General features: G+C 61.6%; 22 protein-coding genes. 7 read left to right on the forward strand and 15 right to left on the reverse strand.

Annotation, left to right across the window (positions count from 1 at the left end; genetic code table 11):
- Positions 1-30: 30 nt before the first annotated feature.
- Positions 31-684, forward strand: a complete 654-nt coding sequence (locus NN662_RS16520) for a glutathione S-transferase (protein ID WP_261931318.1) — start codon at positions 31-33, stop codon at positions 682-684.
- A gap of 228 nt (positions 685-912) precedes the next feature.
- On the opposite strand, the gene NN662_RS16525 is transcribed toward NN662_RS16520, so the two are convergent.
- Positions 913-1,512 carry a hypothetical protein gene (locus tag NN662_RS16525; protein ID WP_261931319.1) on the reverse strand — a complete coding sequence of 200 codons (600 nt, stop codon included), beginning with the start codon at positions 1,510-1,512 and terminating at the stop codon, positions 913-915.
- 76 nt (positions 1,513-1,588) lie between these two features.
- Here NN662_RS16525 and NN662_RS16530 point away from each other — a divergent pair, with 76 nt between their 5' ends.
- Both NN662_RS16530 and NN662_RS16535 read left to right on the forward strand, forming a co-directional pair.
- Positions 1,589-2,146 (forward strand): DUF2975 domain-containing protein, encoded by a 558-nt coding sequence (locus NN662_RS16530; protein WP_261931320.1) that lies wholly within the window; start codon positions 1,589-1,591, stop codon positions 2,144-2,146.
- A 2-nt stretch (positions 2,147-2,148) separates the two neighbouring features.
- A complete protein-coding gene (locus NN662_RS16535) occupies positions 2,149-2,367 on the forward strand; it encodes a helix-turn-helix domain-containing protein (RefSeq protein WP_261931321.1) in 219 nt (72 codons plus the stop codon).
- A gap of 9 nt (positions 2,368-2,376) precedes the next feature.
- On the opposite strand, the gene NN662_RS16540 is transcribed toward NN662_RS16535, so the two are convergent.
- A complete protein-coding gene (locus tag NN662_RS16540) occupies positions 2,377-3,303 on the reverse strand; it encodes a carbohydrate kinase family protein (protein ID WP_261931322.1) in 927 nt (308 codons plus the stop codon).
- 86 nt (positions 3,304-3,389) lie between these two features.
- Positions 3,390-4,088 (reverse strand): orotate phosphoribosyltransferase, encoded by a 699-nt coding sequence (locus tag NN662_RS16545; RefSeq protein ID WP_261931323.1) that lies wholly within the window; start codon positions 4,086-4,088, stop codon positions 3,390-3,392.
- A 178-nt stretch (positions 4,089-4,266) separates the two neighbouring features.
- Here NN662_RS16545 and NN662_RS16550 point away from each other — a divergent pair, with 178 nt between their 5' ends.
- Complete coding sequence (locus NN662_RS16550) at positions 4,267-4,782, forward strand: DUF1269 domain-containing protein (protein ID WP_261931324.1); 516 nt, start codon at positions 4,267-4,269, stop codon at positions 4,780-4,782.
- Between the two features lie 42 nt (positions 4,783-4,824).
- Positions 4,825-4,971, forward strand: a complete 147-nt coding sequence (locus NN662_RS16555; protein ID WP_410010986.1) for a DUF3096 domain-containing protein — start codon at positions 4,825-4,827, stop codon at positions 4,969-4,971.
- 78 nt (positions 4,972-5,049) lie between these two features.
- Here the strand turns inward: NN662_RS16555 and NN662_RS16560 are convergent, their stop codons facing one another.
- The 9 genes from NN662_RS16560 to NN662_RS16600 form a co-directional block, all read right to left on the reverse strand.
- A complete protein-coding gene (locus NN662_RS16560) occupies positions 5,050-6,345 on the reverse strand; it encodes a hypothetical protein (protein ID WP_261931326.1) in 1,296 nt (431 codons plus the stop codon).
- 665 nt (positions 6,346-7,010) lie between these two features.
- The gene (pyrC, locus tag NN662_RS16565) at positions 7,011-8,051 is read right to left on the reverse strand and encodes a dihydroorotase (RefSeq protein ID WP_261931327.1); all 1,041 of its coding nucleotides are present in this window, start codon (positions 8,049-8,051) and stop codon (positions 7,011-7,013) included.
- A gap of 80 nt (positions 8,052-8,131) precedes the next feature.
- Entirely contained in the window at positions 8,132-9,211 is a 1,080-nt protein-coding gene (locus NN662_RS16570; protein WP_261931328.1) for an HD-GYP domain-containing protein, read from the reverse strand.
- A gap of 31 nt (positions 9,212-9,242) precedes the next feature.
- Positions 9,243-11,504, reverse strand: coding sequence for an ATP-binding protein (locus NN662_RS16575; RefSeq protein WP_261931329.1), 2,262 nt, complete (start codon positions 11,502-11,504; stop codon positions 9,243-9,245).
- Positions 11,501-11,995 (reverse strand): molybdopterin-dependent oxidoreductase, encoded by a 495-nt coding sequence (locus NN662_RS16580; protein WP_261931330.1) that lies wholly within the window; start codon positions 11,993-11,995, stop codon positions 11,501-11,503. Before NN662_RS16580 ends, NN662_RS16575 begins: the two co-directional genes overlap by 4 nt.
- A 31-nt stretch (positions 11,996-12,026) precedes the next feature.
- The gene (locus tag NN662_RS16585; protein WP_261931331.1) at positions 12,027-12,425 is read right to left on the reverse strand and encodes a response regulator; all 399 of its coding nucleotides are present in this window, start codon (positions 12,423-12,425) and stop codon (positions 12,027-12,029) included.
- Positions 12,426-12,816: 391 nt separating this feature from the next.
- Positions 12,817-13,599 carry an ATP-binding cassette domain-containing protein gene (locus NN662_RS16590; protein ID WP_261931332.1) on the reverse strand — a complete coding sequence of 261 codons (783 nt, stop codon included), beginning with the start codon at positions 13,597-13,599 and terminating at the stop codon, positions 12,817-12,819.
- On the reverse strand, positions 13,599-14,657 hold the full coding sequence (locus tag NN662_RS16595) for an ABC transporter permease (protein WP_261931333.1): 1,059 nt from the start codon (positions 14,655-14,657) through the stop codon (positions 13,599-13,601). The genes NN662_RS16590 and NN662_RS16595 overlap by 1 nt, the downstream gene beginning before the upstream one ends.
- A 101-nt stretch (positions 14,658-14,758) precedes the next feature.
- Positions 14,759-15,784: a sugar ABC transporter substrate-binding protein gene (locus NN662_RS16600; protein WP_261931334.1), complete on the reverse strand. Its 1,026-nt coding sequence runs from the start codon at positions 15,782-15,784 to the stop codon at positions 14,759-14,761.
- Positions 15,785-16,117: 333 nt separating this feature from the next.
- Here NN662_RS16600 and NN662_RS16605 point away from each other — a divergent pair, with 333 nt between their 5' ends.
- Both NN662_RS16605 and NN662_RS16610 read left to right on the forward strand, forming a co-directional pair.
- Positions 16,118-17,365: an ROK family transcriptional regulator gene (locus NN662_RS16605; RefSeq protein WP_261931335.1), complete on the forward strand. Its 1,248-nt coding sequence runs from the start codon at positions 16,118-16,120 to the stop codon at positions 17,363-17,365.
- Entirely contained in the window at positions 17,349-17,780 is a 432-nt protein-coding gene (locus tag NN662_RS16610; RefSeq protein ID WP_261931336.1) for an RbsD/FucU family protein, read from the forward strand. Before NN662_RS16605 ends, NN662_RS16610 begins: the two co-directional genes overlap by 17 nt.
- Before the next feature lie 4 nt (positions 17,781-17,784).
- On the opposite strand, the gene NN662_RS16615 is transcribed toward NN662_RS16610, so the two are convergent.
- From NN662_RS16615 to NN662_RS16625, 3 genes are all read right to left on the reverse strand, one after another.
- Complete coding sequence (locus tag NN662_RS16615; protein WP_261931337.1) at positions 17,785-19,314, reverse strand: acetyl-CoA hydrolase/transferase family protein; 1,530 nt, start codon at positions 19,312-19,314, stop codon at positions 17,785-17,787.
- Positions 19,315-19,463: 149 nt separating this feature from the next.
- Entirely contained in the window at positions 19,464-19,661 is a 198-nt protein-coding gene (locus NN662_RS16620) for a hypothetical protein (RefSeq protein WP_261931338.1), read from the reverse strand.
- 495 nt (positions 19,662-20,156) lie between these two features.
- Positions 20,157-21,218 (reverse strand): lysine-2,3-aminomutase-like protein, encoded by a 1,062-nt coding sequence (locus NN662_RS16625; RefSeq protein WP_261931339.1) that lies wholly within the window; start codon positions 21,216-21,218, stop codon positions 20,157-20,159.
- Positions 21,219-21,815: the final 597 nt, after the last annotated feature.

Consider the following 21,815-nt stretch of genomic DNA (forward strand, 5'->3'; position numbering starts at 1 on the left):
CTATCGAAAACGGCGCGAAAAGGGCGGATCATGTTGCACGGCACGCTGACCATCTCCTCGAAGAACTATTCCTCCTGGTCGCTGCGCGGCTGGCTCCTCTGCCGGATGGCGGGCCTTTCCTTCACCGAGGTGATGGCGAAGCCCGACGAGAAGAACCGGCAGGAACTGCTGCTGCTGTCGCCCTCCGTTCTCGTGCCGCGGCTGACGCATGGCTACGTGACGGTGTGGGATACGCTGGCGATTGCCGAGTATGTCGCCGAATACGCACCGTCGGCGGGGCTCCTGCCCTACGACCAGGCGGTCAGGGCGCATTGCCGGGCGATCTGCGGCGAGATGCATTCCGGGTTCCACAATCTGCGCTCGGCCCTGCCGATGAACATCAAGGCGCGGCACGAGCGCTTCAAGATCTTTTCCGGCGCGCGGCCGGATATCGAGCGCATCAAGGAAATCTGGAACGAGTGCCTGGACAAGTATGGCGGGCCTTATCTCTTCGGCACGGCGCCCAACATGGCCGATGCGATGTTCGCACCCGTCTGCTCGCGCTTCCGCACCTATGCCGTCGATCTGGACGACCGCCTGTCGGACTACTGCAACCTTATCCTCGACTGGGACCTCATGCAGGAATGGGCCGAAGGGGCAGCTGCCGAGGAAGACGAGATGATCGAGCTCGAGGTCGAGTTCTGACCAAGCGGCGTCTCGGAGAACTTATTGCGCACTGCGACAGCTTTGTATCCGAAGAGATGAGGCGGTGTGCTCGGGAAGGACGAGAGGAAGGCAACGCATCGCGCTCTCTCGAGGCTGCCGAAACTGTGGGCTCCACGTCTGGAGTTTCGAAAACAGCCATTCCATCAAAGAATCAAGGAGAGGCGTTTCCTCGTTTCCGAAACCGAAGTTTTGACGTTCATGCACTGATCAAGGGCATTGTCCCAAGGCCTGCATGCCGTCATCGCCGAGGAGCGATCTTAGGTCTGCCTGCCTGACGACGGGCAGGAAGGACTGGTTCGGCGCCGTTTGCAGCCAGATCCTCAAGGACAGGGGAAGAGCGGCGGATGACAGCGCACCTCGCCAGCACCCGCCGGACAGACTGACGGACAGACTGCCATGCCCTTCATCGCCGCGCGCTTTCGCGTTTCGGATCTCCTGCTGCATGCCGCGCAGCGCCGGGACGTCATCGGACGCGACCGTCATCAGCACCAGTTTCTCGCCAGGACCCGGTGTCTGCGACAGCCCGCCCGTCGCGGTTGCCGCTTCGGCGATCGTCAGACGGGCAGCTTTCTGTGCCTTTGTGGGGGTTCTGCTGGAATTCCACGTCAGGGTCAGGTTCGCGCCGCCGCGAGCGATCTCCAGAGGCTCCGGAACATTGAGGAGGACGCGAAAGCTTGCGGGATCCGCCTCGATCGGAGACAGGGTGGCAATTCGCGCCGTCGTGACCGGATCCGTCGAGACGCAGGCGGCCAGAAACCCGAGCAGAACCACACCCAGCGGAAACCACAATGCCCAAATTCTACTCATGCCGAAAAATCCCCTTTGACGATTAATTATTATTGTTTTACGATAATTACATCTCGCAAATCAAGAGTATTTCGCCATGCATCATGATTCTCTCGAACAGATACGCCGCCTCAGTCAGAAACTACGTCTCTTCGTCGTGTTGATGGGCATGCTGCTGACAGTCGCCTTTCTCTATGTCGCGTGGCGACTATCATTCGACCTTGAAGGCTTTGTCGGCGATGCGTCCGGCTTTCTCTTGGGGGGATCGGCGACCGCCGTTACGCTCACGCCGGGGACTGCAACCGGGCTGATTATACTGGCGGCCTTGAATGCCATAATCGCGCTCGGCGCCTTGCAGGCGATCTGGTCGCTGTCCGGGCGCTATGAAGCCGGAGACCTGTTTTCGCCTCGCTGCGGCAGGTTGCTGCGTCGGGCAGGCCTGTTTTCACTGACCGGTGCGGTGTCGTCGATCCTCTCGAAAGCACTGGCAACCCTGCTCCTGACCTTCGCATACCCGCCGGGACAGCGCCTGCTCACACTGGGCATCGGCAGCACCGAACTCTTCCTGCTTCTGCTCGCGGGTCTACTCTTTGTGCTGGGTCATATCATGATGGTGGCCGGCGAGATCGCAGCCGAAAACCGGAGTTTTGTGTAGCCATGCCGATTGTCGTCAACCTCGACGTGATGCTGGCGAAGCGCAAGATGCGTTCCAAGGAACTGGCCGAGCAGGTCGGCATCACAGAGCAGAATATTTCGCTGCTGAAATCGGGCAAGGTCAAGGGCGTGCGCTTCGACACACTGGACGCCATCTGCCGCGCGCTCGACTGTCAGCCTGGCGACCTGCTGGAGTTTCGGAAGGATCTGCCAACTCCGTGATGGCCGCCCTCAGAGGGCGATTTCGTTCGCCCAGGGCGGGTTTGCACCGGCGCGCGATACGGTGACTGCGGCGGCCTTGGCGGCCAGTGACAGCGCATCGCGCACCGCCTCTTCGCTGAGCGACGCCACCTTCTCCTTGGTCAGGAGATCGTTGCGCTTCAGCGATGCAAGCACGCCGGCATCGAAGGTGTCGCCGGCGCCGACCGTGTCGACCACCTCGGCCTTGACGCCGGGGACCGACACCTTGAAATCCTTCGTGTAGCCATCGGCGCCGTCGGCGCCCTTGGTGATGATCACCAGCCTGGCGCCGTGGTCGAGCCAGTGGCGGGCAAGCTCTTCCTGACTGCCGGTCATGCCGAACCATTCCAGGTCTTCATCCGAGAACTTGACGATGTCCGACATGGCCGCCATGCGGTTGATGCGCTGCATGTGCGCGACCTTGTCCTTGATGAAGCCGGGGCGGATGTTCGGATCGAGCGAGATGACGCGGCGGTCGTGTTCGCGTGCCATCAGCGCCTCATATGTCGAGCCGCAGGGCTCCGAGATCAGGCTGATTGCGCCGAAATGCAGCGCCTCACAGTCGTCGCCAAGGTCCGGGAGGTCATCTTCGGTGATCATCCGGCCGGCGGTGTTCTCGTCGTAGAAGGCATAGGAGGCGCTGCCGTTCGTCAGCTTGACGAAGGCGATCGTCGTCGGACGCGAGGAGATGGCGCAGGGCGACGCATCGACGTTCGACGCCTTCAGCGCCTTCTGCAGGATGTCGCCCATCATATCGTCGGAAAGACCGGTGAAGAAGGCCGTCGGCACGCCGAGCCGGCCGAGCGCGATGGCCGTGTTGAAGACGGCGCCGCCGGCATAGGGCGCAAAACCGTTCTCGCCCTTGGTGGTTTCGCGCGGCAACATGTCGATCAGGGCTTCGCCACAGCAGATGATCATAGTCTCTCTCCCAAAGGATGAATTTCAATCGATTTAATTCAATGTCCCGGCAAAGGCCAGCACTTTATACGCCGAGGGTCAACGGCTCACTGGGTCGGCAGTTCCGACACGCCGCCATGTTCGGCGGACCATTTCAGCGGCGCATCGAGAAAGGCGGCGACCGAGGTGAGCGTCGCCTCGTCGAACAGCTTGTCCTGGCGCGCGGCAGCCAGCACTTCGCGCCATGTGGAGATATGGTGCAGCTTGACCTTGCCGTTGACGAAGCGCTCCGCCGCCTCCGGAAAGATGCCGTAATAGAAGAGCGCCATGCCATGGTCGACAATGCCGCCGGCCGCGCGGATGGCATCGATGAACTTGAACATCGAACCGCCGGCCGTCGTCAGATCCTCGATCACCAGAACCCGGGCGCCGTCCGGCATATGGCCTTCGATCTGGGCGTTGCGGCCGTGACCCTTCGGCTGCTTGCGGACATAGATCATCGGCAGGCCCAGGCGGTCGGCCAGGAATGCCGCGAAGGGGATGCCGGCCGTTTCGCCGCCGGCGACGCAATCGAACTGTTCGAAGCCCGCTTCGCGCAGCACGGTAGAGGCGGCAAAATCCATCACCGCAGAGCGGATGCGCGGATATGAGATCAACTTGCGGCAGTCGATATAGACAGGGCTCATCATCCCGGATGCGAGCTTGTAGGGCTTGTCCGGGCTGAAGTGAACCGCCTTGATCTCCCAGAGCATACGGGCCACGAGGGACGCCATTTCGGCGCGGTCGGGAAACGAGTTCTGAAACATCGGCGCTCCTTGCAAAGCCATGGATTTGACAGCGCATAGCAGGATGCGCAGCGGTATTCCAGAAGCGCAGCCATCTTCATGAACAAAGTTTAACGCATACGGCCTCTTCAAATGCAACAAAACGTCGCCATGTCAGTTGTATGAGTTGTCGATCCGACGACGAGGGAAAGGAACCGCGATGTCCGAGTTGATTGTCATTGGTTACAATACCGAAGCTCAGGCCGAGCAGGCCCGGGAAACGCTCTACGGCCTGTCCAAGGAATATCTGGTCGAGATCAAGGATGCGGTCGTCGCCTCCGCCGGTGATGACGGCAAGATCAGGCTCAACCAGATGGTCCACATGTGGGCGATCGGCGCCAGCGGCGGCGCCTTCTGGGGCATCCTCGCCGGCCTCATCTTCTTCAACCCGCTGATCGGCCTTGCCGCCGGCACCGCAAGCGGAGCCCTTGCCGGCGCGCTGACCGACTACGGCATTTCCGACACGTTCATGAAGGATGTCGCCGGCGTTCTCCGGCCCGGCCAGGCGGCGCTCTTCATTCTCGCCGAGCGCGCCTCTTCCGACAAGGTGATCGACAAGCTCAGCCTGCATGGCGGTCGCATCCTGCGCACCAACCTCGACACCTCGCACGAGGGCAAGCTCAGGGAAGCGTTCGAGCATGCGCGCGGCGCAGCGACCCCGGCGGATCCCGTCTGATACCGTTTGAAGCAACCTTATGCATAAAGGAGCACTGACATGATGTCCGCCGTCTACATCCAGCCGATCATCGCGCTCATCGCCGGCATCCTCATTCTCGTCGCGCCGCGCATCCTCAATTACGTGGTGGCGATCTATCTGATCCTGATCGGCCTGACCGGCCTTTTCCCGCACATGATGGGCGGCTGATCCGCCACCCATGACGCGATCGTCCGAATGAGAAAGGCCCGCACGATGCGGGCCTTTCCATGTCACAGTTCAGACAGACTACTTTAGCAGCTGGTAGTTACATTCCGCCAGAGGCCGCAGCGGAAGCTTTCTGACGTATTCGAAGCAGGAGTCGCCGCTGGCGGCACCGGTGTTGATGGTCACCACCGGCGTCGGCTTGGGGTGATGCTTCCAGTGGTGGCGGTGGTGCTTCTTGTGGTGGCGGTGCTCGTGAGGCGACTTCATCATGTGATGCTTCTTGTGGCCGTGATGGGCCTTCTCATGATGATTCCGCTTGCCTTCGACCTTGTGGAACCGCTTGTGGTGAGGACGTTCCTTCATCTCCGGCTTCTTGTTCCAGTCCTTGCCGGGGAACATCGGCTTGATGTCGTCCCACTTGCGCGGTCCGGACCACTTGACCGGGCGATTGCCGGGCTTCTTGAAGTCGTTGCCCTTCTTTCCGTCGCGATGGCCGATCATCGGCTTCGGGCCATCCTTGCGCCCGCCCCAATCGCCGCCGCGATGACGAGGTTCATTGCTGGTGAACATCGGCTTCGGGCCTGAGGGGCCACGGAAGTCCTTGTCACCACGCTTGTCGTCTTCGCGATGACCGAACATCGGCTGCGGACCAGACTTGCCGTCGAACCCGCCGCGCCTGCCGTTCGACTTGTTGTCGTCACGGCCACTCATCATCGGCTTCTGACCACGCGGGCCGCCAAAGCCCTTGTTGTCGTCCGACTTGTTGTCGTCACGACCGCCGAACATCGGCTGCGGACCGTTCGGAGCGCCGAAGCCCTTGCCGTTGCCCGGTTTGTTGTCGTCCTTGCCACCAAACATCGGGGACGGACCGGACTGCGGCTGTTCGCCGTTGTTCTGCTGACCGTTCCGCCCGCCACCGGACGGGGTCTGACCGTTGCTCTGCTGGCCGTTCCGTCCGCCGCCCGACGGCGACTGGCCGTTGTTCGGCTGACCACCGGACGGCGGCTGGCCGTTATTCTGCTGCTGGCCGCCGTCCTGCTGACCATTCCGACCGCCACCCGACGGAGTCTGGCCGTTGTTCGGCTGACCGCCAGACGGCTGCTGCTGACCGCCGCTCTGCTGCTGGCCGCCGTCCTGCTGACCATTCCGACCGCCACCCGACGGCGTCTGGCCGTTGTTCGACTGACCGCCAGACGGCTGCTGACCGCCGCTCTGCTGCTGGCCGCCGTCCTGCTGACCGTTCCGTCCGCCACCCGACTGCTGCTGACCGTTGTTCTGCTGCTGGCCGCTGCGTCCGGCAGCATACGCGGCCGACGAATAGAACGCCGGGATAGTACTGGCGGTGGCAAAGACGAAAGCAGCCACAAAGGCTGCCACATTTATTTTCCTGCCTGAAGTACATTCTTTACTTGGGGAATTGACAGCCCCAGAGACAATCGTACCCATGAATTTCACTCCTACGCGAGACAAAGTCCGGAGTTATTCCGGCAGCGAAGTGTTATCCACAGTTATTTTTAAGCGCAATCTAAAGTTTAACACATGGTTAACCCTGAAAATGCGGGAGTCTCGCCATATATACATAATTTTAATATAATTTTAACGAAATTTTTCCAATTAATACTTGACAAGAAAAAGCCTGGCGCGACTGTGCCGATCTAAAACGGCAGCGCCTGGCGGTTGTGGGAATTCTCGGATTTCAGGTGGGAGACGGCAGCACGGCTTGAGCAGACGTCTGCTGCTTCAGGGGGAAAACTTGCCCTGAGTGCATATCGTCGGCGTCTGCGGCGCGGCGATGAACGGCGGCACCGCCCAGAACTCTAACTTTTTGGATTGTTGAGGTTTTCGCCTTGGAACCGATAGACGAACTTCGCCTGGGGGCGTGCTACGAAGCTTCTTAAAAGCGCAACGCGTCGGAATTGTCCGCTCAGGCGGTCAATTCAAGTGGAGTGGCCAACGACGGCAAACTTCGCCGCCAGCGGCCATGTCCGACACCATGGAAGGCAGACAATCGAAATCGTCTGCCATCGCCTGACGGACCGGGATTACCGTTCGACATCCCAATGCAGCGGGAACATCGGATCGAAGACGGTCACAGGCCCGGCGCCGGTCTCGATCTTTTGCGGAAATGTCACGGGAGCGTCGCGCTTGACCAACGTCATCGTCTCCGTATTCGGCTCAAGGCCATACCAGGCGGGACCGTTCAGCGAGGCGAAGGCCTCGAGCTTGTCGAGCGCGTTCTCCTGTTCGAAGACATGGGCAAGGCAGCTCATCGTGTTGATGGAGGTGTAGATGCCGGCGCAGCCGCAGGCGCATTCCTTCAGCGGATCGACATGCGGGGCGGAGTCGGTGCCGAGGAAGAAGCGCGGGTCGCCGGAAACGGCAGCCGCCCGCAGAGCCAAACGGTGGCTCTCGCGCTTGGCAACCGGCAGGCAATAATAGTGCGGCTTGATACCGCCAACCAGGATGGCGTTGCGGTTGATGATCAGGTGATGGGTGGTAAGTGTACCGGCGAGATTGCCGGCCGACGACTTGATGTAGTCGATCCCGTCCTTGGTGGTCACATGCTCCATCGTCACCTTGAGCTCCGGCACGCGGCGGCGCAGCGGCTCGAGGACGGTCTCGATGAAGACGGCCTCGCGATCGAAGATGTCGACCTCCGGCGTCGTGACTTCGCCGTGAACGCAGAGCGGCAGACCGATCTTCGCCATGCGCTCCAGCACCGGCATGACCTTGTCGAAATCGCGCACGCCGCCATGGGAGTTGGTCGTGGCACCGGCCGGGTAGAGCTTGACGGCGTTGATCAGCCCGCTCTTCTTGCCTTCTTCCACGTCGTCCGCATCCGTTCCTTCCGTCAGGTAGAGGGTCATCAGCGGCGAGAAGCGGTCACCGGCCGGGATGGCGTCGACGATCCGCTTCTTGTAGGCGATCGCATCGGCGGTGGTGACGACCGGCGGCACGAGATTGGGCATGATGATGGCGCGGGCAAAATCGCGGCTGGTGTCGCCGACAACGCCTTTCAACATCTCGCCGTCGCGCAGGTGCAGGTGCCAGTCGTCGGGGCGGCGGATGGTGAGGCTTCGCATGATCGGCAATCTCCGGCTGATGTCACTGTCAGTCGGGCCATACCATTTTCAGGCGCCGGAAAACAATCCGGAACTGATCGTCAGATGGCTTCGCGGTATTTCTCGGCCAGCGTCAGCTCCTTTTCCTGCAGCGCCTTGTCCTCGTCCCTGATCGCCCGGATCTTCGGCAGCGCACGCTCGAAGGCGGCGACGCATGCGGGATCGAACTGCGAGCCGGCACGCGCCAGAATATGAGCGACGGTTCGATCGAAGGGCCAGGCCGACTTGTACGGCCGTTCGGACGTCAGGGCGTCGAAATTGTCGGCAATACAGACGATTCGACCGGCAAGCGGAATGTCTTCTCCCGCGACACGGTTGGGATAACCCTGCCCGTCCCAGCGTTCGTGGTGGCTCGCGGCGATTTCGGCGGCCAGTTGCAGCAGCGAGGAATGGGAGCGGCCGAGGATGTCGCTTCCGACCAGGGCGTGGCATTGCATCTGCCGATATTCGGCCTCGGTCAGCTTGCCCTGTTTCAACAGAACCGTATCGGGAATGGCGACCTTGCCGATATCGTGCATGGGTGCAGCGAGCCTGATGTCGCGGCAAAGCTCGTCCGGCAGGCCGAGCTCCCTGGCGATCGCTTCGGCATACGAGGCGACACGCAGCGTGTGGTGGGCCGTATCCGGGTCCTTGTATCCGGCGGCCAGCGTCAGCCGATGGATGATTTCCTCCTCGCGCTCGCGCAGCTCCTTTACGGTCTTCTCGACCTCGGTGCGCAGCCATTCGGCGCGCTTCTGAAGCTCGCTGCGGGCGCGGGCGAGATTGACGATGTTGTGGACACGGGCGTTAAATTCGAGCGGATTGACCGGCTTCATCAGGAAGTCGATCGCGCCGGCGTTCAGTGCCTCCATGCGCGTCGCCTGGTCGGTATCGGCGGTCACGAAGACCACCGGCATCTGAGCGTATTTTTCGAACCGGATGATTTCGGTATAGAGTTCGACGCCGTTATAGGTCGGCATCTGGTAGTCGAGGATCGCCAGATCGAGGTCGATGTCGGGAAGCGCACCGAGGGCTTCGTCCGGCGTCGAGAATGCCACGATCTCACACCCTTCGATCTTGCCGGCAAGATGGACGAGAAGCTTGAGGCTGGTCTTGTTGTCGTCGACGATGAGAATGCGCATGGGTTTGTTGCCTCCCTTGTGATGTCTTTGTTCAGGCGGCCTGATCCGGCCGATGGGCCTCGATCTTTTCCGCCAGATATTCGATGTCGGCGATCGCCGGCGTCTTGCCGCGAAGCTGCTCGGCCATGCCGGCGACGCCGTTGAAGCCCAGATTGGCGGCCATGCCCTTCAAGGTGTGCAGCGCCTTGTCGATGCCGCTCGGATCGCCTGTGGCCAGTGCCACGTGGAGTTCGTCGAGAAGCGCGGCGGCATCGGTGAAATAGGAGTCCAGAAGCTCTTCGAAGATTTCCTCGCCAAGCGCCTCCGTCAGTTCCTGGCGGCGGGCGCGATCGAACTCCTCTGACGAGATCGGTTCGCGCAAGGCGGTATCCGACGAGGCCGACTGGTCCAGATCCTGGGCATGATCCGCCGCGGATGTCGCCGTCCCTTCGGACGTGACTGGGACCGAGGCATGGGCGGCGAGAACGGCACGCAGGCGATCGAGGGAAATCGGCTTCGACTCGAAGCCCTGCATCCCGGCCTGGCGACACTGTTGCCTGTCATCGTCCGAGGCATTCGCAGTCATGGCGACGATCGGCGTTTCTGCGTTCAATCCGCTGCCCTTGCGGATCTCGATCGTCGCCTGAATGCCATCCATCACGGGCATCTGCATATCCATGAGGATGATATCGAAGCTTGACGAGGTCGCCATGCTGACCGCCTCGGCGCCATTCGCCGCAATGACGACGTCCTGCCCAAGGCGGTCGAGGAAGCGCATGGCGACCTGCTGGTTGACGCGATTGTCCTCGACGAGCAGGACGCGGTGTCGGGCAAGCGGACCCTGTGGCCGTTCGGCGCGCTTGCCGCAGCAGGATTCGGCCGCCTCGACGCGAGTTACCGGCAATTCGAACCAGAACGTCGATCCCTCGCCGATCCGGCTTTCGACACCGAGTTCGCCGCCCATCCGCTCGACGATCTGCTTGCAGATGGTCAGGCCCAGCCCGGTTCCGCCATAGCGACGGCTGATCGAGGCATCGACCTGAGAGAACGGCTTGAAGAGCTTCTTCTTGCCTTCCTCGTTGATGCCAATGCCGGTATCGGTGATCTCGAACCGCAAGCGCAGATCCTTGTCCTTGCCGGATTCCCGCACCTTCAAGGTAATTTGCCCGTTCTCAGTGAACTTGGCGGCGTTGCTCATCAGGTTGAGCAGTACCTGGCGCAACCGGGTGGGATCGCTGGCGACGCACGGCACCTCCAGGGCGTCGGGGATGTCCAGGATCAGCCGATTGTGCCGCTGCGTAGCCCGGCCCGCCACGATCTTGACAACGGTTTCCGAGAGTTCACGCACGTCGACGGGGCGCTCCTCCACATCCAGGTTGCCGTGCTCGATCTTGGAAAAGTCGAGGATCTCGTTGATGATTTCGAGCAGAGCTTCACCGGACGAGCGGATGACGCCGACATTGGCGGCCGCCGGCTTCGGCAGGTCGGACATTTCCAGCAGTTCGGCCATCCCGAGGATCGCGTTCAGCGGCGTGCGGATCTCATGGCTCATCGTCGCCATGAACTGCGATTTGGCCCGGTTGCCGGCATCGGCCGCCTCATAGGCGGTGCCCAGCTCGTCTGCCATATGCTCGAGCTTCAGACCGGCGGCGCGAACGGACTTGAGCTGGCGACGCAGCATGACGATCAGCAGGCCGACCGACAGGAACAGCAGCCCGAGCATGATCGCAGAAGTGCGCTCGAGCCTGAAGACCTCATCGCGGCTCTCCGCCCGCACCTCGCTGAGGCGTGAGTTGACATAAAGCAGCAGCTTTTCGGTAGATTGGGTCAAAGTCGCAATGGAACCGGATAGCTCAGCGAGTTCCTCGACTGTCGGATATATCTTCTGATTGATCTTGTCGAAGAACGGCTCACTGGAGAATATGATATCTTCAGCCTGACCGACTCTATCGGCAAAATTCCGATCATCCGTGAAGAACTTCTCGAAGCGGGTCTCTGTGATCAGCTTTATCCGGGAATAGAGGATATCATAGCGCAGGGACATGTTCTTGTAGTTTTCGGCCGTCTGCAGCTCCGGCGAGTGTAGCATGCCGTCGACGGCAAACCCGAGCGTCCTGGCTTCCCGATCCAGTTGATAGATCGACCACTGGGTGTTTTCGCGAATGCCGTCCTGGAGCGACGTATAGCGGGATGAAATATCGGAATAGAGAAACGCCAGGACGGCCAGAAGCATGACGGAAAAGATCTGCAGGACCGCAGTGGACTTTCCCGCCCGGCGAATAGCCTCGCTGCTGGTCTTGTCCCGGTGTTTCACTCGACGACCTCGATTTCCTTGATCTGCCAGACCGAGCGGCTGAAATAGAGTTCGTTGTAGAGGTCCTTGTTCTCGTCAAAGGGATAGACCAGCATCAGCGGTCCCTTGTCGCGAACGGACATGACCTCGCCATCCTGATGATCGGCGAGAATGGTGTCGAGTTTCGCATCCTCGGCCGGAACCTCTGCCGCGTAGTCGTTCAGAGCGCGGACCTTGAGCATGTGCCCTTTCGCGCCGGCAGCCTTCAGAACCTCGCGCAGCAGCGGGCCCGAGAACTCGACCTTGCCCTTCGTCCAGGGCGTTTCCATGTATGCCTTGCGGCCGGGTAGTGCTGCCAGCATGTCGCGATCGAAAGCAGCCGTGCCGTCGACATTGGCGTTGGCGATCGAACCCTTGACGACAAGGATCACGTCGCCCTTGGGGGCATCGAGCGCCCAGGCGGGAGCCGTCAGGCAGGCTGCAGCGAGAATTGCCGTGATGAACTTCTTCATGTTTGACCTCTTGGATTTCGACAGATTGCCGTCAGGACGCCGCGCGCACGCCGGGCCCAAGCAAGGGAAGATGGAGATGGTTGAACAGCAGTTCGCGGAATGCGACGGCTTCCACCGGTTTCATGAGGAAATCATTGACGCCGGCCTCGATAGCCTTTGCCTTCAGGTCCGGCCCGTGATCGGCCGTCACCATGACCACCGGCGTCTCTCTGTACCGGTCGATCATCCGGATCGCCTTGACGAACTGGACGCCCGTCATCGTCGGCAACATCTGGTCGACGATGAGCAGGTCGAACAAGGTCTGATGGCACAGAGCCAGGGCCTTGACCGGATCAGCCTCGACGCGGATCTCCTCCGCATCGATCTTCTTTGCGAGATGCTTGATGATCAGCGCATTGGTGGCGTTGTCTTCAACGATCAGAATTGCCATGTCATTCCCCATGTGGTCCGCGGCGACCGGCGCCGGGACAAGAGCTGCACGAACGTCCGACGCGGCGGGCTGGGGCGAACCGGCCGGCGACTATGCTCGATGCATTGATTTTCAGAGAGACAACGCCGGGCTTTCCGGCTCAGTGCGGGGGCTTCATGCCGACCCAAAATGGGCTTCGCTCTGGCTTATACGCTCTTTCTAATGGAGATAGAATGAGGAACGGTGAAGCCGATCATTCAAATTTTAGCGAAACAAGAAAATTGTCCTGTAATACTGCATGTCACGGCCATATCTGCGCGCTTTTTTTGACATTCCCAGTAGACGGAAGAGACTGTGCCCGGCGCAGAAAAAAATCCGGCATCGGGGCTGCCGATGCCGGATGGAAGTCTTGTCAGGCTGCGAGGCTTTCCCCCGGCGGCTCCTTGGCCCCGGTCATGAAGGCCACCGCATCCGACATCGTGTAATCCTTCGGATTGATGACGCAGAGGCGCTTGCCGAGACGATGCACGTGAATGCGGTCCGCGACCTCGAAGACATGCGGCATGTTGTGCGAGATCAGCACGATCGGCAGGCCGCGCGACTTGACGTCGAGGATCAGCTCCAGAACGCGGCGGGATTCCTTCACCCCCAGTGCCGCGGTCGGCTCGTCCATGATGACGACCTTCGAGCCGAAGGCCGCCGCACGCGCAACGGCGACGCCCTGACGCTGGCCGCCGGACAGCGTTTCCACCGCCTGGTTGATGTTCTGGATGGTCATCAGACCCAGTTCGGACAGCTTGTCGCGTGCCAGCTGCTGCATCTTCTTGTGGTCGAGCATGCGAAACATCGAGCCCATCGGTCCCGATTTGCGGATTTCGCGGCCGAGGAACATGTTGTCGGCGATCGACAGCGCCGGCGACAGGGCAAGGTTCTGGTAGACGGTTTCGATGCCCGCCTCACGCGCTTCCATCGGAGACGTGAAACGGACTTTCTTGCCGTTGAGGTGGATTTCGCCCTCGTCCGGCGTTACGGCGCCCGAGAGCGCCTTGATGAGAGAGGACTTGCCGGCGCCGTTGTCGCCGATCACGGCGAGGATTTCGCCGGGATAGAGATCGAAATCCGCCTGGTCGAGAGCCGTGACGCGCCCGTAACGCTTGACCAGACCGCGAGCCTTGAGAAGGGGTTCGTTTGCCATCACGCTGCTACCTTTCTGATCCACTGGTCGACGGCGACTGCCGTGATGATGAGAACGCCGGTCAGGAAGACCTTCCACTGCGGGTCGGCGCCGAGCATGTTGAGGCCCATCGAGACGACGCCGACGATCATGGCGCCGATCAGCGTGCCGAGAATCGAGCCGCGTCCGCCGAACAGCGAGATGCCACCGATCACCGCCGCGGTGATGGACTGCAGATTGTATTCTGTGACGGCTGCCGAAGGCGAGATCGAACCGTTGCGGCCGATCGATACCCAGGCCGCCAGCCCGGCGATGACACCGGCGAGAATGTAGGTCGAGATGAGCACGCGGCGCACGCGGATACCGGCCAGTTCCGCCGCATCCGGATCATCGCCCACGGCATAGAGATGCCGGCCCCAGGCGGTGTGATTCAGCGCGTACCAGAGGAGCAGTACGAGACCGACCATCATGACCACGCCGAGCGTCAGGACAGCGCCGCCGACCTTGAAGCTGGTGCCGAAGAAATGCAGGAACTCGGCATTGGCGGTGATGTCGGCGTCGCGAATGGTCTCGTTGGCCGAATAGATGAAGTTCGTCGCCATGACGATATACCAGGTGCCGAGCGTGACGATGAACGGCGGCAGTTTCATCACCGCGACAAGAATCCCGTTCAGAAGGCCGCAAAGCCCGCCGGCCAGAATGCCGATGCCGATGGCAAGGACGGGCGGCAGACCGTATGTGACGGCGCAATTGCCCATGATCACCGTCGAGATGACCATGACGACGCCGATCGACAGGTCGATGCCGGCGACCAGGATGACCAGCGTCTGACCGGCGGCCAGAACGCCGACGATCGCGATCTGCTGCAGGATCAGCGTCAGCGTATAGGCGGAGAAGAAGCGGTCGCCCTTCAGCACGCCGAAAATGATGATCGCTGCGATCAGCACGATCCCCGGCACGGCGGCCGGTGTCGAATGAAGGAAATGCTGCAGTTTCTGCAGCGGGGTATGGTGCTTGAATGAGGCGACGTTCTTGTCGCTTTTCTCGAGTTCCCGTTCGAACTCCTGCATCGTGGCCATGGCGTCAATCCTCCCGAGCCGTCCGGATTTGTTTCCGGTTATTGAAAAGGGCGGCCGGAACCGCCCTTCCCTGTCCAGACTGATCCTAAATCAGTCCTTCATCAACCCCAGCACTTCTCCAGGCCGTCCTTGACGCTGATCGACTGAACGCCGTCAGCCGGCTTGTCGGTCACCAGGTTCACGCCCGTGTCGAAGAAGTTCTTGCCTTCGGTTGCCTGCGGCTTGGTGCCGTCCTTGGCGAAGGCGGCGATCGCCTCGATACCCTTGGATGCCATCAGCAGCGGATACTGCTGCGAGGTCGCGCCGATCTGGCCTTCCTCGACAGCCTTGACGCCCGGGCAACCGCCGTCGACCGAGACGATCAGGACGTCGTTTTCCTTGCCGACAGCCTTGAGGGCCTGGTAGGCGCCGACGGCAGCCGGCTCGTTGATGGTGTGGATGACGTTGATGTCCGGATCCTTCTGGAGAAGGTTTTCCATGGCCGTGCGGCCGCCTTCTTCGTTGCCGTTGGTCACGTCATGGCCGACGATGCGCGGATCGTCTTCGTCGCCGATCTTGTTCGGGTCCTTGGGATCGATACCGAAGCCCATCATGAAGCCCTGGTCGCGCAGGACGTCAACCGTCGGCTGCGACGGGGTCAGGTCGAGGAAGCCAACCTTGGCGTCCTTTGCCTTGTCGCCCATCGTTGCCTTGGCCCATGCGCCGATCAGCTTGCCGGCTTCCAGGTTGTCGGTGGCAAAGGTCATGTCGGCAGCGTCGATCGGGTCGAGCGGCGTGTCGAGTGCGATGACCAGAAGGCCGGCGTCGCGGGCCTTCTTGACCGAGGGAACGATGCCCTTGGTGTCGGATGCGGTGATCAGGATACCCTTGGCGCCGTCGGCGATGCAGGACTCGATTGCGGCAACCTGGCTTTCGGAATCGCCGTCGATCTTGCCTGCGTAGGTCTTCAGGTCAACGCCGAGTTCCTTGGCCTTTTCGGTCGCGCCTTCCTTCATCTTGACGAAGAAGGGGTTGGTGTCCGTCTTGGTGATCAGGCATGCCGATACACCGGCAGCGCTTGCCGGCGCTGCGAATACGACACCGAGTGCCAGCGCGCCGAGCGCGGATGCCACGAGAGACTTTTTCATTCTATCCTCCCAGAGTTCAAATTATGCCGGTGCCCGCGCTTGCTTGTTGATGCGGACCCGGAAACCTCACTTTGCGAAAGCATCCAGCTCCTCGGGACTGCCTTCACAACGGCGCCATTAATCACCTCGCCATTCGCATCTGTCAATAATTAATTCCAGTTGATTTAGTATTTTTTTGTGGCATGGTGCTCGTCAAATAACAGAACTGGCCACAACGGGCGGTTTGGGGAATTGAAGCTGAAGGAATTGGAGGCTACAGCTTCTTTGAAACCCACCGAGACAACCGTAACGAGAGAACCGTTGTTCGCGGCCAGCGCGGGAGGATACGAGGTTATGTCGACGCACAGCGGCTCTGGCGCCACGCCACCACCGCAGGCGGTGCTCGATCCGGGTGGAGGATCGAACCAGGAGCGCGTCCGCGCCTACAACGAACGGCTGGTGCTGTCGCTGATCCGGCGGCATGGCAGCCTGTCGAAGGCCGACATCACGCGTCGCACCGGCCTGTCGGCGCAAACCGTATCCGTCATCATCCGCGCTCTGGAAAAGGACGGCCTGCTCGGCCGCGGCGAGCCCGTGCGCGGCCGCATCGGACAACCTTCGGTGCCGATGTTCCTCAATCCGGACGCCGTCTTCTCCTTCGGCGTAAAGATCGGGCGACGCAGCGCCGACCTGATCCTGATGGATTTCGTCGGCAGGATCCGCACGAGACTGCATCACACCTATGCCTTCCCGACGCCCGAGCAGATCATCGACTTCGTCGTCGAGGGGATTACCGCGCTCGAAACCGGTCTCGAGCCGCTGCAGCGGCGGCGCATCGCCGGTCTCGGCATCGCCGCCCCCTTCGAACTCTGGAACTGGGCCGAGCAGGTCGGGGCACCACCCAACGCGATGGATGTCTGGCGCGACTTCGACCTTCGCGCCGAGATTGCCGCCAGAACCCGCCATCCCGTCTTCCTGCAGAACGATGCGACCAGCGCCTGCGGCGCGGAACTGGTGTTCGGCGCCGGCGCCGGCTATCCGGATTTCGTCTATTTCTATGTCGGCTCGTTCATCGGCGGCGGCGTGGTGCTGAACTCGTCGATCTTTACCGGCAGGTCCGGCACCGCCGGTGCGCTCGGCTCCATGCCGGTGCGAAACGCCGCCGGCGAAACGCGGCAGCTGCTCGAAATCGCCTCGATCTTTGTGCTCGAAAACATGCTGCGCAAACGCAATGTCGATCCGCAGCCGCTCTGGTATTCGGCCGACGACTGGATAGATTTCGGCGAACCGACGGAACTCTGGATCCAGGACAGCGCAAAGGCACTTGCCCAGGCGATCGTCGCATCCGCATCCGTCATCGACTTTTCGGCGGCGATCATCGACGGCGGTTTCCCGGCCTGGATTCGCGCCAGGCTGACCGACGCCACCCGCCACGAGGTCGGCAAGCTCGACCTGCAGGGCGTGCTCATCCCGGACATCGTCGAAGGCTCCGTCGGCGCGCAGGCGCGCGCCATCGGCGGCGCCAGCCTGCCGATCTTTTCACGCTACCTCATCGACCAATCGGTTCTCTTCAAGGATATCGACAGTGCTCAAGTCGCTTGACCCCCTGCTCAGCCCGGACCTTCTCTACACGCTGAGGGCCATGGGCCACGGCGACGAGATTGCCCTTGTCGACGGCAATTATCCCGGCCAGGAACATGCCAGACGCCTGATCCGCATGGACGGACACGGCATCGTGCCGGTGCTCGACGCGATCCTCAGCGTGCTGCCGATCGACGATTTCGTCCCGGCCGCCCTCTTCCGTGCCACAGTCAAAGGCGACCTTAACCTCGTGGACCCGGTACATGAGGAGATGATCGCCTGCTGCGCCCGCCACGAGCCGGACCGCAAGGTGGTGCCGCTCGCCGGAGACGAGTTCTACAACCGCGTGCGCGCGGCCCACACGATCGTGCAGACCTCCGAGCCGCGCCTCTACGGCAACATCATCCTGCGCAAGGGCGTGATCTACCCGGCCTGAGCAATCAGGCCGACTTCATCCGCAGCGCGTCCGTCACGTCTTCCTCCGGCCGCATCGTGCCGCGTTCGCGCAGCGCCGCATGCCAGGAGAGCGCTTCCTCGATCAGATGCGGCGTCTGGCCGCCGCGCGCAAGCGCCCGCTGGTAATAGTCCGACAAGAGGTCGCGATAGGACGGGTGCACGCAGTTGGCGATGATCTTCTCCGCCCGCTCACGAGGCGCAAGACCGCGCAGGTCGGCCAGCCCGCATTCGGTGATCAGCACATCGACGTCATGCTCGGTATGGTCGACGTGGCTCACCATCGGCACGACCGAGGAAATGGCGCCCTTCCTGGCGATCGACTTGGTGACGAAGATCGACATGTAGCTGTTGCGGGCAAAATCACCCGAACCGCCGATCCCGTTCATCATGTGCGTGCCGCCGACATGGGTCGAATTGACGTTGCCGTAGATGTCGAACTCCAGCGCCGTGTTGATGGCGATAATGCCGAGACGGCGGACGACCTCCGGATGGTTGCTGATCTCCTGGGGCCTCAGCACCAGCCGGTCCTTGTAGGCATCGAGATTGGGCATCACGCGCGCGTTCATCTCTTCCGACAGCGTCATCGACGAGCCCGAGGCAAACAAGAGCTTGCCGCAATCGAAGAGCTCGAAGGTCGAATCCTGCAGCACCTCCGAATACATGGTGAGATCGCGAAACGGCGAATCGATGAAACCGTGCAGCACCGCATTGGCGATGGTGCCGATGCCGGCCTGCAGCGGCTGCAGCCGTTCGGTCAACCTTCCGACAGCGACCTCGCCTTCGAGGAAGCGCATCAAATGGGCCGCGATCGCCTTCGTGTCGTCATCCGGCGGCAGGACGGGCGAGAAACTGTCGTGCTTGTGGGTGACGACGATGGCCGCGATCTTTTCCGGCGGAATGGGAATGTAGGGCGTGCCGATGCGGTCGCCGGGCTCGATCAACGGGATCGGCAGGCGGCGTGGCCGATGGGTGGGAATGTAGATGTCGTGCAGGCCTTCCAGTGCCGGATTGGCGTCAAGGTTGACCTCGACGATGACCTTGTCGGCCAGGATCGCGAAGCTTGCGGAATTGCCGACCGATGTCGTCGGCACGATGCCGCCCTCGCGGGTGATGGCGACCGCCTCGACGATGGCGATATCGACCGGCGGGATCTGGCGGGTGCGCAGCTGTTCGACGGTTTCCGACAGATGCTGGTCGATGAACATCACCTCGCCGGCATTAATCGCCTTGCGCAGGCCGGCATCCGACTGGAACGGCAGGCGGCGCGCCAGCACATGGCGGCTGGCAAGCGTGCTGTCGAGATCATGGCCCAGCGAGGCGCCGGTCATCAGCGTGATGCGGATTTCCTCGCGGCCGGCGCGTTCGGCAAGCGCCAGCGGCACCGCCATCGCCTCGCCGGCGCGGGTAAAGCCGCTCATGCCGACGGTCATGCCGTCGCGGATCAAACCGGCGGCCTGTTCGGGACTGACGATTCTGTCGAAAAGTTCGGGGCAACGAATGTGGCTCGAATACATGGGCAATATTCCATTGGTTGAAATCCTGCCCAGACTAGCGGAACGCTTCCAGCGCCGATCTGACATATGTCAAACCTGCCGAGTGAAAGTCCCGTTCAGCGCGGACAGGCCGTACCATCCGGCCTGTCCGAAGCGTGGCCTTGTCAGCCTCACGCGTGCATGGCTTCCTTTGGCCAGCCGCGGACCATCAGGTCGCGAATGGCCGAGGTAACGGCCTCCGGCGAATCGAACCGCTGCTCATCCAGCGGATGCACATGAAACTTGACGGCAATGAATTTCAGTCTGTTGCCTTCCGGCACGACAATTCCGACGGGCTCGCCGCCGTATTCGATAACAGCTTTTTGCATAATGATTTCCTCTATGCGTCTGCGGCCCATTCAAGGGCAATTTTGTCCGGCGTTTTATACGAGCCGGTATCGCATTCGGCCTGAGTGACAGGCGGAGGAACGGGGATAAAACTCTCCCCTGACTGAGACTTTTACTGAGGCGATGCTGTCCTTCTTCAACATGTCATACCCTCATTGGATGTTTCCCGCTTACGGGACAGAATTCACCATGCATCGATGGCGGGAGCATGACGCGATTGGGCCGTCATTCAAAATGACATGCCGAAATCGGAATGCGCGCCGGCACGCTTTCTCCAAAGGCGTTGATTTCCAAAGGATCTCGGGCCGATTCAATGTGAGTTAAATTTTTGTAATGTGACTACCGGCGCGGCATGAGGCGGTGCTTCGTTAACGACCCGGCCGCGATACCGGCAAATTGATGACAAGGCGACGCCGTTTCTCAAAATTTTGGAAGCGCCGTTTGGCGGCGTCTATCGACCCGCTCGGCAGGTCGGATCAGTCCGGGCTGCCGTCACCTGCCGGCGGATAGGCATGCTGACCGCCGAGGCGATCCTGCACATCGAACGTGTTCGCTCCGGTCCGGCGAACCGGCGAATTGGTCAGCGGAACCTTGCCGAAACCGCCCGGAATGTCGAGCACATAGGCCGGCATGCAGAGCCCGGACACCCTTGCCCGCAAGGCCTCGACAATCGCCCGGCCCTCCTCGATGCGGACGCGGAAATGCGCCGTGCCCGGCGCCAGGTCCGGATGATGCAGGTAGTAGGGCTTGATGCCGGTCTCGACGAAACCGCGCATCAGATCCGCAAGCACCGCCGCATCGGCATTGACGCCCTCAAGCAGCACCGTCTGGCTCACCATCGAGATGCCGGCATCGATCAGCCGCCTGCAGGCGGCGCGCGCCTTTGGCGTCAGTTCGCGGACGTGGTTTGCGTGGAGGGCGACGACGACGGTCTTGCCGCCAGCCTTCAGCGCGTCGATCAGGTCGGCATCGATCCGCTCCGGGTCCACCGCGGGGACGCGGGTGTGAAAACGGACGATCTTCACGTGCTCGATCCCGGCGAGCATGGCCATGATATCGGCCAGCCTGCGCGGCGACATGACGAGCGGATCGCCGCCGGTCAGGATAACCTCCCAGATTTCCGGTCGGGACCGGATATAGTCGATGGCCGCGGCAAGCGCCGGCTGATCGAGCATGCCGGCGCCTTCCGGGCCGACCACTTCGCGGCGAAAGCAGAAGCGGCAGTAGACCGGGCAGACATGCACGGCCTTCAGAAGCACGCGATCGGGATAGCGGTGGACGATGCCCTCGACGGGCGAATGGGGGCCATCGCCGATCGGATCGGCCCGTTCCTCAGGTGCACTCAGGAGTTCCGAGGCATCGGGGAGGAATTGCCGGGCGATCGGATCGTTCGGGTCCGTCGGATCGATGAGCGCCGCAATATCGGGGGAGACCGCAACCGCATAGCGCGCGGCAACCGCCTCGGCCTCCTGCTGCCTGTCAAGCGGCAGAAGGCCGGCGGCAACCAGTGCGCCGGCCGTCTTCAATGGTGCCCCCACGCGATCCTCAGCCCTTGGCTTCCTTCAGTTCCAGCAGATCCAGGCCATCCCAGTCCTCGAACGGATCCTTGTCGTGATCCTCCGCCGTTTCTTCCACCCTGGTCGATTCGGCCTTTTCGGCTTCCTCGGATTTTTCCTCGGCGAATTCCGGCTCGAGAACGAGCGCGGCCAGAATTTCGGCCTCCATGGCATCGGAGAGGTCGACATCCGCGTCGATCTCCTCCTCGCTCGGCTCGTCCTCGGCCTGATCTGCCGCGTCCAGCATCTCGGCCTCATCCGCCACTGGCGGATCCATGTCGGGCTGGATGACGTCTTCGGGCTCGAGATCGGAAAGATCCATCATCGTGCCACGATGTTCATCCGTCTCATCGACCTCGGCTTCAGAGAGCGCGGTCATATCGGACAATGCATCGAAGACGAAGGCTTCGGCGTCTTCCGACGCAGGCGCATCCGTGTCTTCGGCCGCTTCCGCCAGAAGAGGCTCGGCGACCGCCTCATCCTCGCCGGAGGCCGCCTCGTCTTGTTGAGCGGTTTCATCCGGCTGCTGCGCGAGATCACCGCTCATCGAGACGCCGGCGACAGCCGCCGAGATCAGCG

Source organism: Rhizobium sp. NRK18, from assembly GCF_024385575.1.
In the GTDB taxonomy this organism is placed as follows: domain Bacteria; phylum Pseudomonadota; class Alphaproteobacteria; order Rhizobiales; family Rhizobiaceae; genus JANFMV01.

Excerpts from the sequence above, each read along its gene's own strand:
- NN662_RS16530 (WP_261931320.1), top strand. The coding sequence starts at position 1,589 with ATGCATCATGATTCTCTCGAACAGATACGCCGCCTCAGTCAGAAACTA.
- NN662_RS16540 (WP_261931322.1), bottom strand. The coding sequence starts at position 3,303 with ATGATCATCTGCTGTGGCGAAGCCCTGATCGACATGTTGCCGCGCGAA.
- NN662_RS16590 (WP_261931332.1), bottom strand. The coding sequence starts at position 13,599 with ATGGCAAACGAACCCCTTCTCAAGGCTCGCGGTCTGGTCAAGCGTTAC.
- NN662_RS16525 (WP_261931319.1), bottom strand. The coding sequence starts at position 1,512 with ATGAGTAGAATTTGGGCATTGTGGTTTCCGCTGGGTGTGGTTCTGCTC.
- NN662_RS16545 (WP_261931323.1), bottom strand. The coding sequence starts at position 4,088 with ATGTTTCAGAACTCGTTTCCCGACCGCGCCGAAATGGCGTCCCTCGTG.
- NN662_RS16580 (WP_261931330.1), bottom strand. The coding sequence starts at position 11,995 with ATGAAGAAGTTCATCACGGCAATTCTCGCTGCAGCCTGCCTGACGGCT.
- NN662_RS16600 (WP_261931334.1), bottom strand. The coding sequence starts at position 15,784 with ATGAAAAAGTCTCTCGTGGCATCCGCGCTCGGCGCGCTGGCACTCGGT.
- pyrC (WP_261931327.1), bottom strand. The coding sequence starts at position 8,051 with ATGCGAAGCCTCACCATCCGCCGCCCCGACGACTGGCACCTGCACCTG.
- NN662_RS16535 (WP_261931321.1), top strand. The coding sequence starts at position 2,149 with ATGCCGATTGTCGTCAACCTCGACGTGATGCTGGCGAAGCGCAAGATG.
- NN662_RS16620 (WP_261931338.1), bottom strand. The coding sequence starts at position 19,661 with ATGCAAAAAGCTGTTATCGAATACGGCGGCGAGCCCGTCGGAATTGTC.
- NN662_RS16615 (WP_261931337.1), bottom strand. The coding sequence starts at position 19,314 with ATGTATTCGAGCCACATTCGTTGCCCCGAACTTTTCGACAGAATCGTC.
- NN662_RS16570 (WP_261931328.1), bottom strand. The coding sequence starts at position 9,211 with ATGCGCATTCTCATCGTCGACGACAACAAGACCAGCCTCAAGCTTCTC.
- NN662_RS16595 (WP_261931333.1), bottom strand. The coding sequence starts at position 14,657 with ATGGCCACGATGCAGGAGTTCGAACGGGAACTCGAGAAAAGCGACAAG.
- NN662_RS16555 (WP_410010986.1), top strand. The coding sequence starts at position 4,825 with ATGTCCGCCGTCTACATCCAGCCGATCATCGCGCTCATCGCCGGCATC.
- NN662_RS16585 (WP_261931331.1), bottom strand. The coding sequence starts at position 12,425 with ATGGCAATTCTGATCGTTGAAGACAACGCCACCAATGCGCTGATCATC.
- NN662_RS16550 (WP_261931324.1), top strand. The coding sequence starts at position 4,267 with ATGTCCGAGTTGATTGTCATTGGTTACAATACCGAAGCTCAGGCCGAG.
- NN662_RS16605 (WP_261931335.1), top strand. The coding sequence starts at position 16,118 with ATGTCGACGCACAGCGGCTCTGGCGCCACGCCACCACCGCAGGCGGTG.
- NN662_RS16520 (WP_261931318.1), top strand. The coding sequence starts at position 31 with ATGTTGCACGGCACGCTGACCATCTCCTCGAAGAACTATTCCTCCTGG.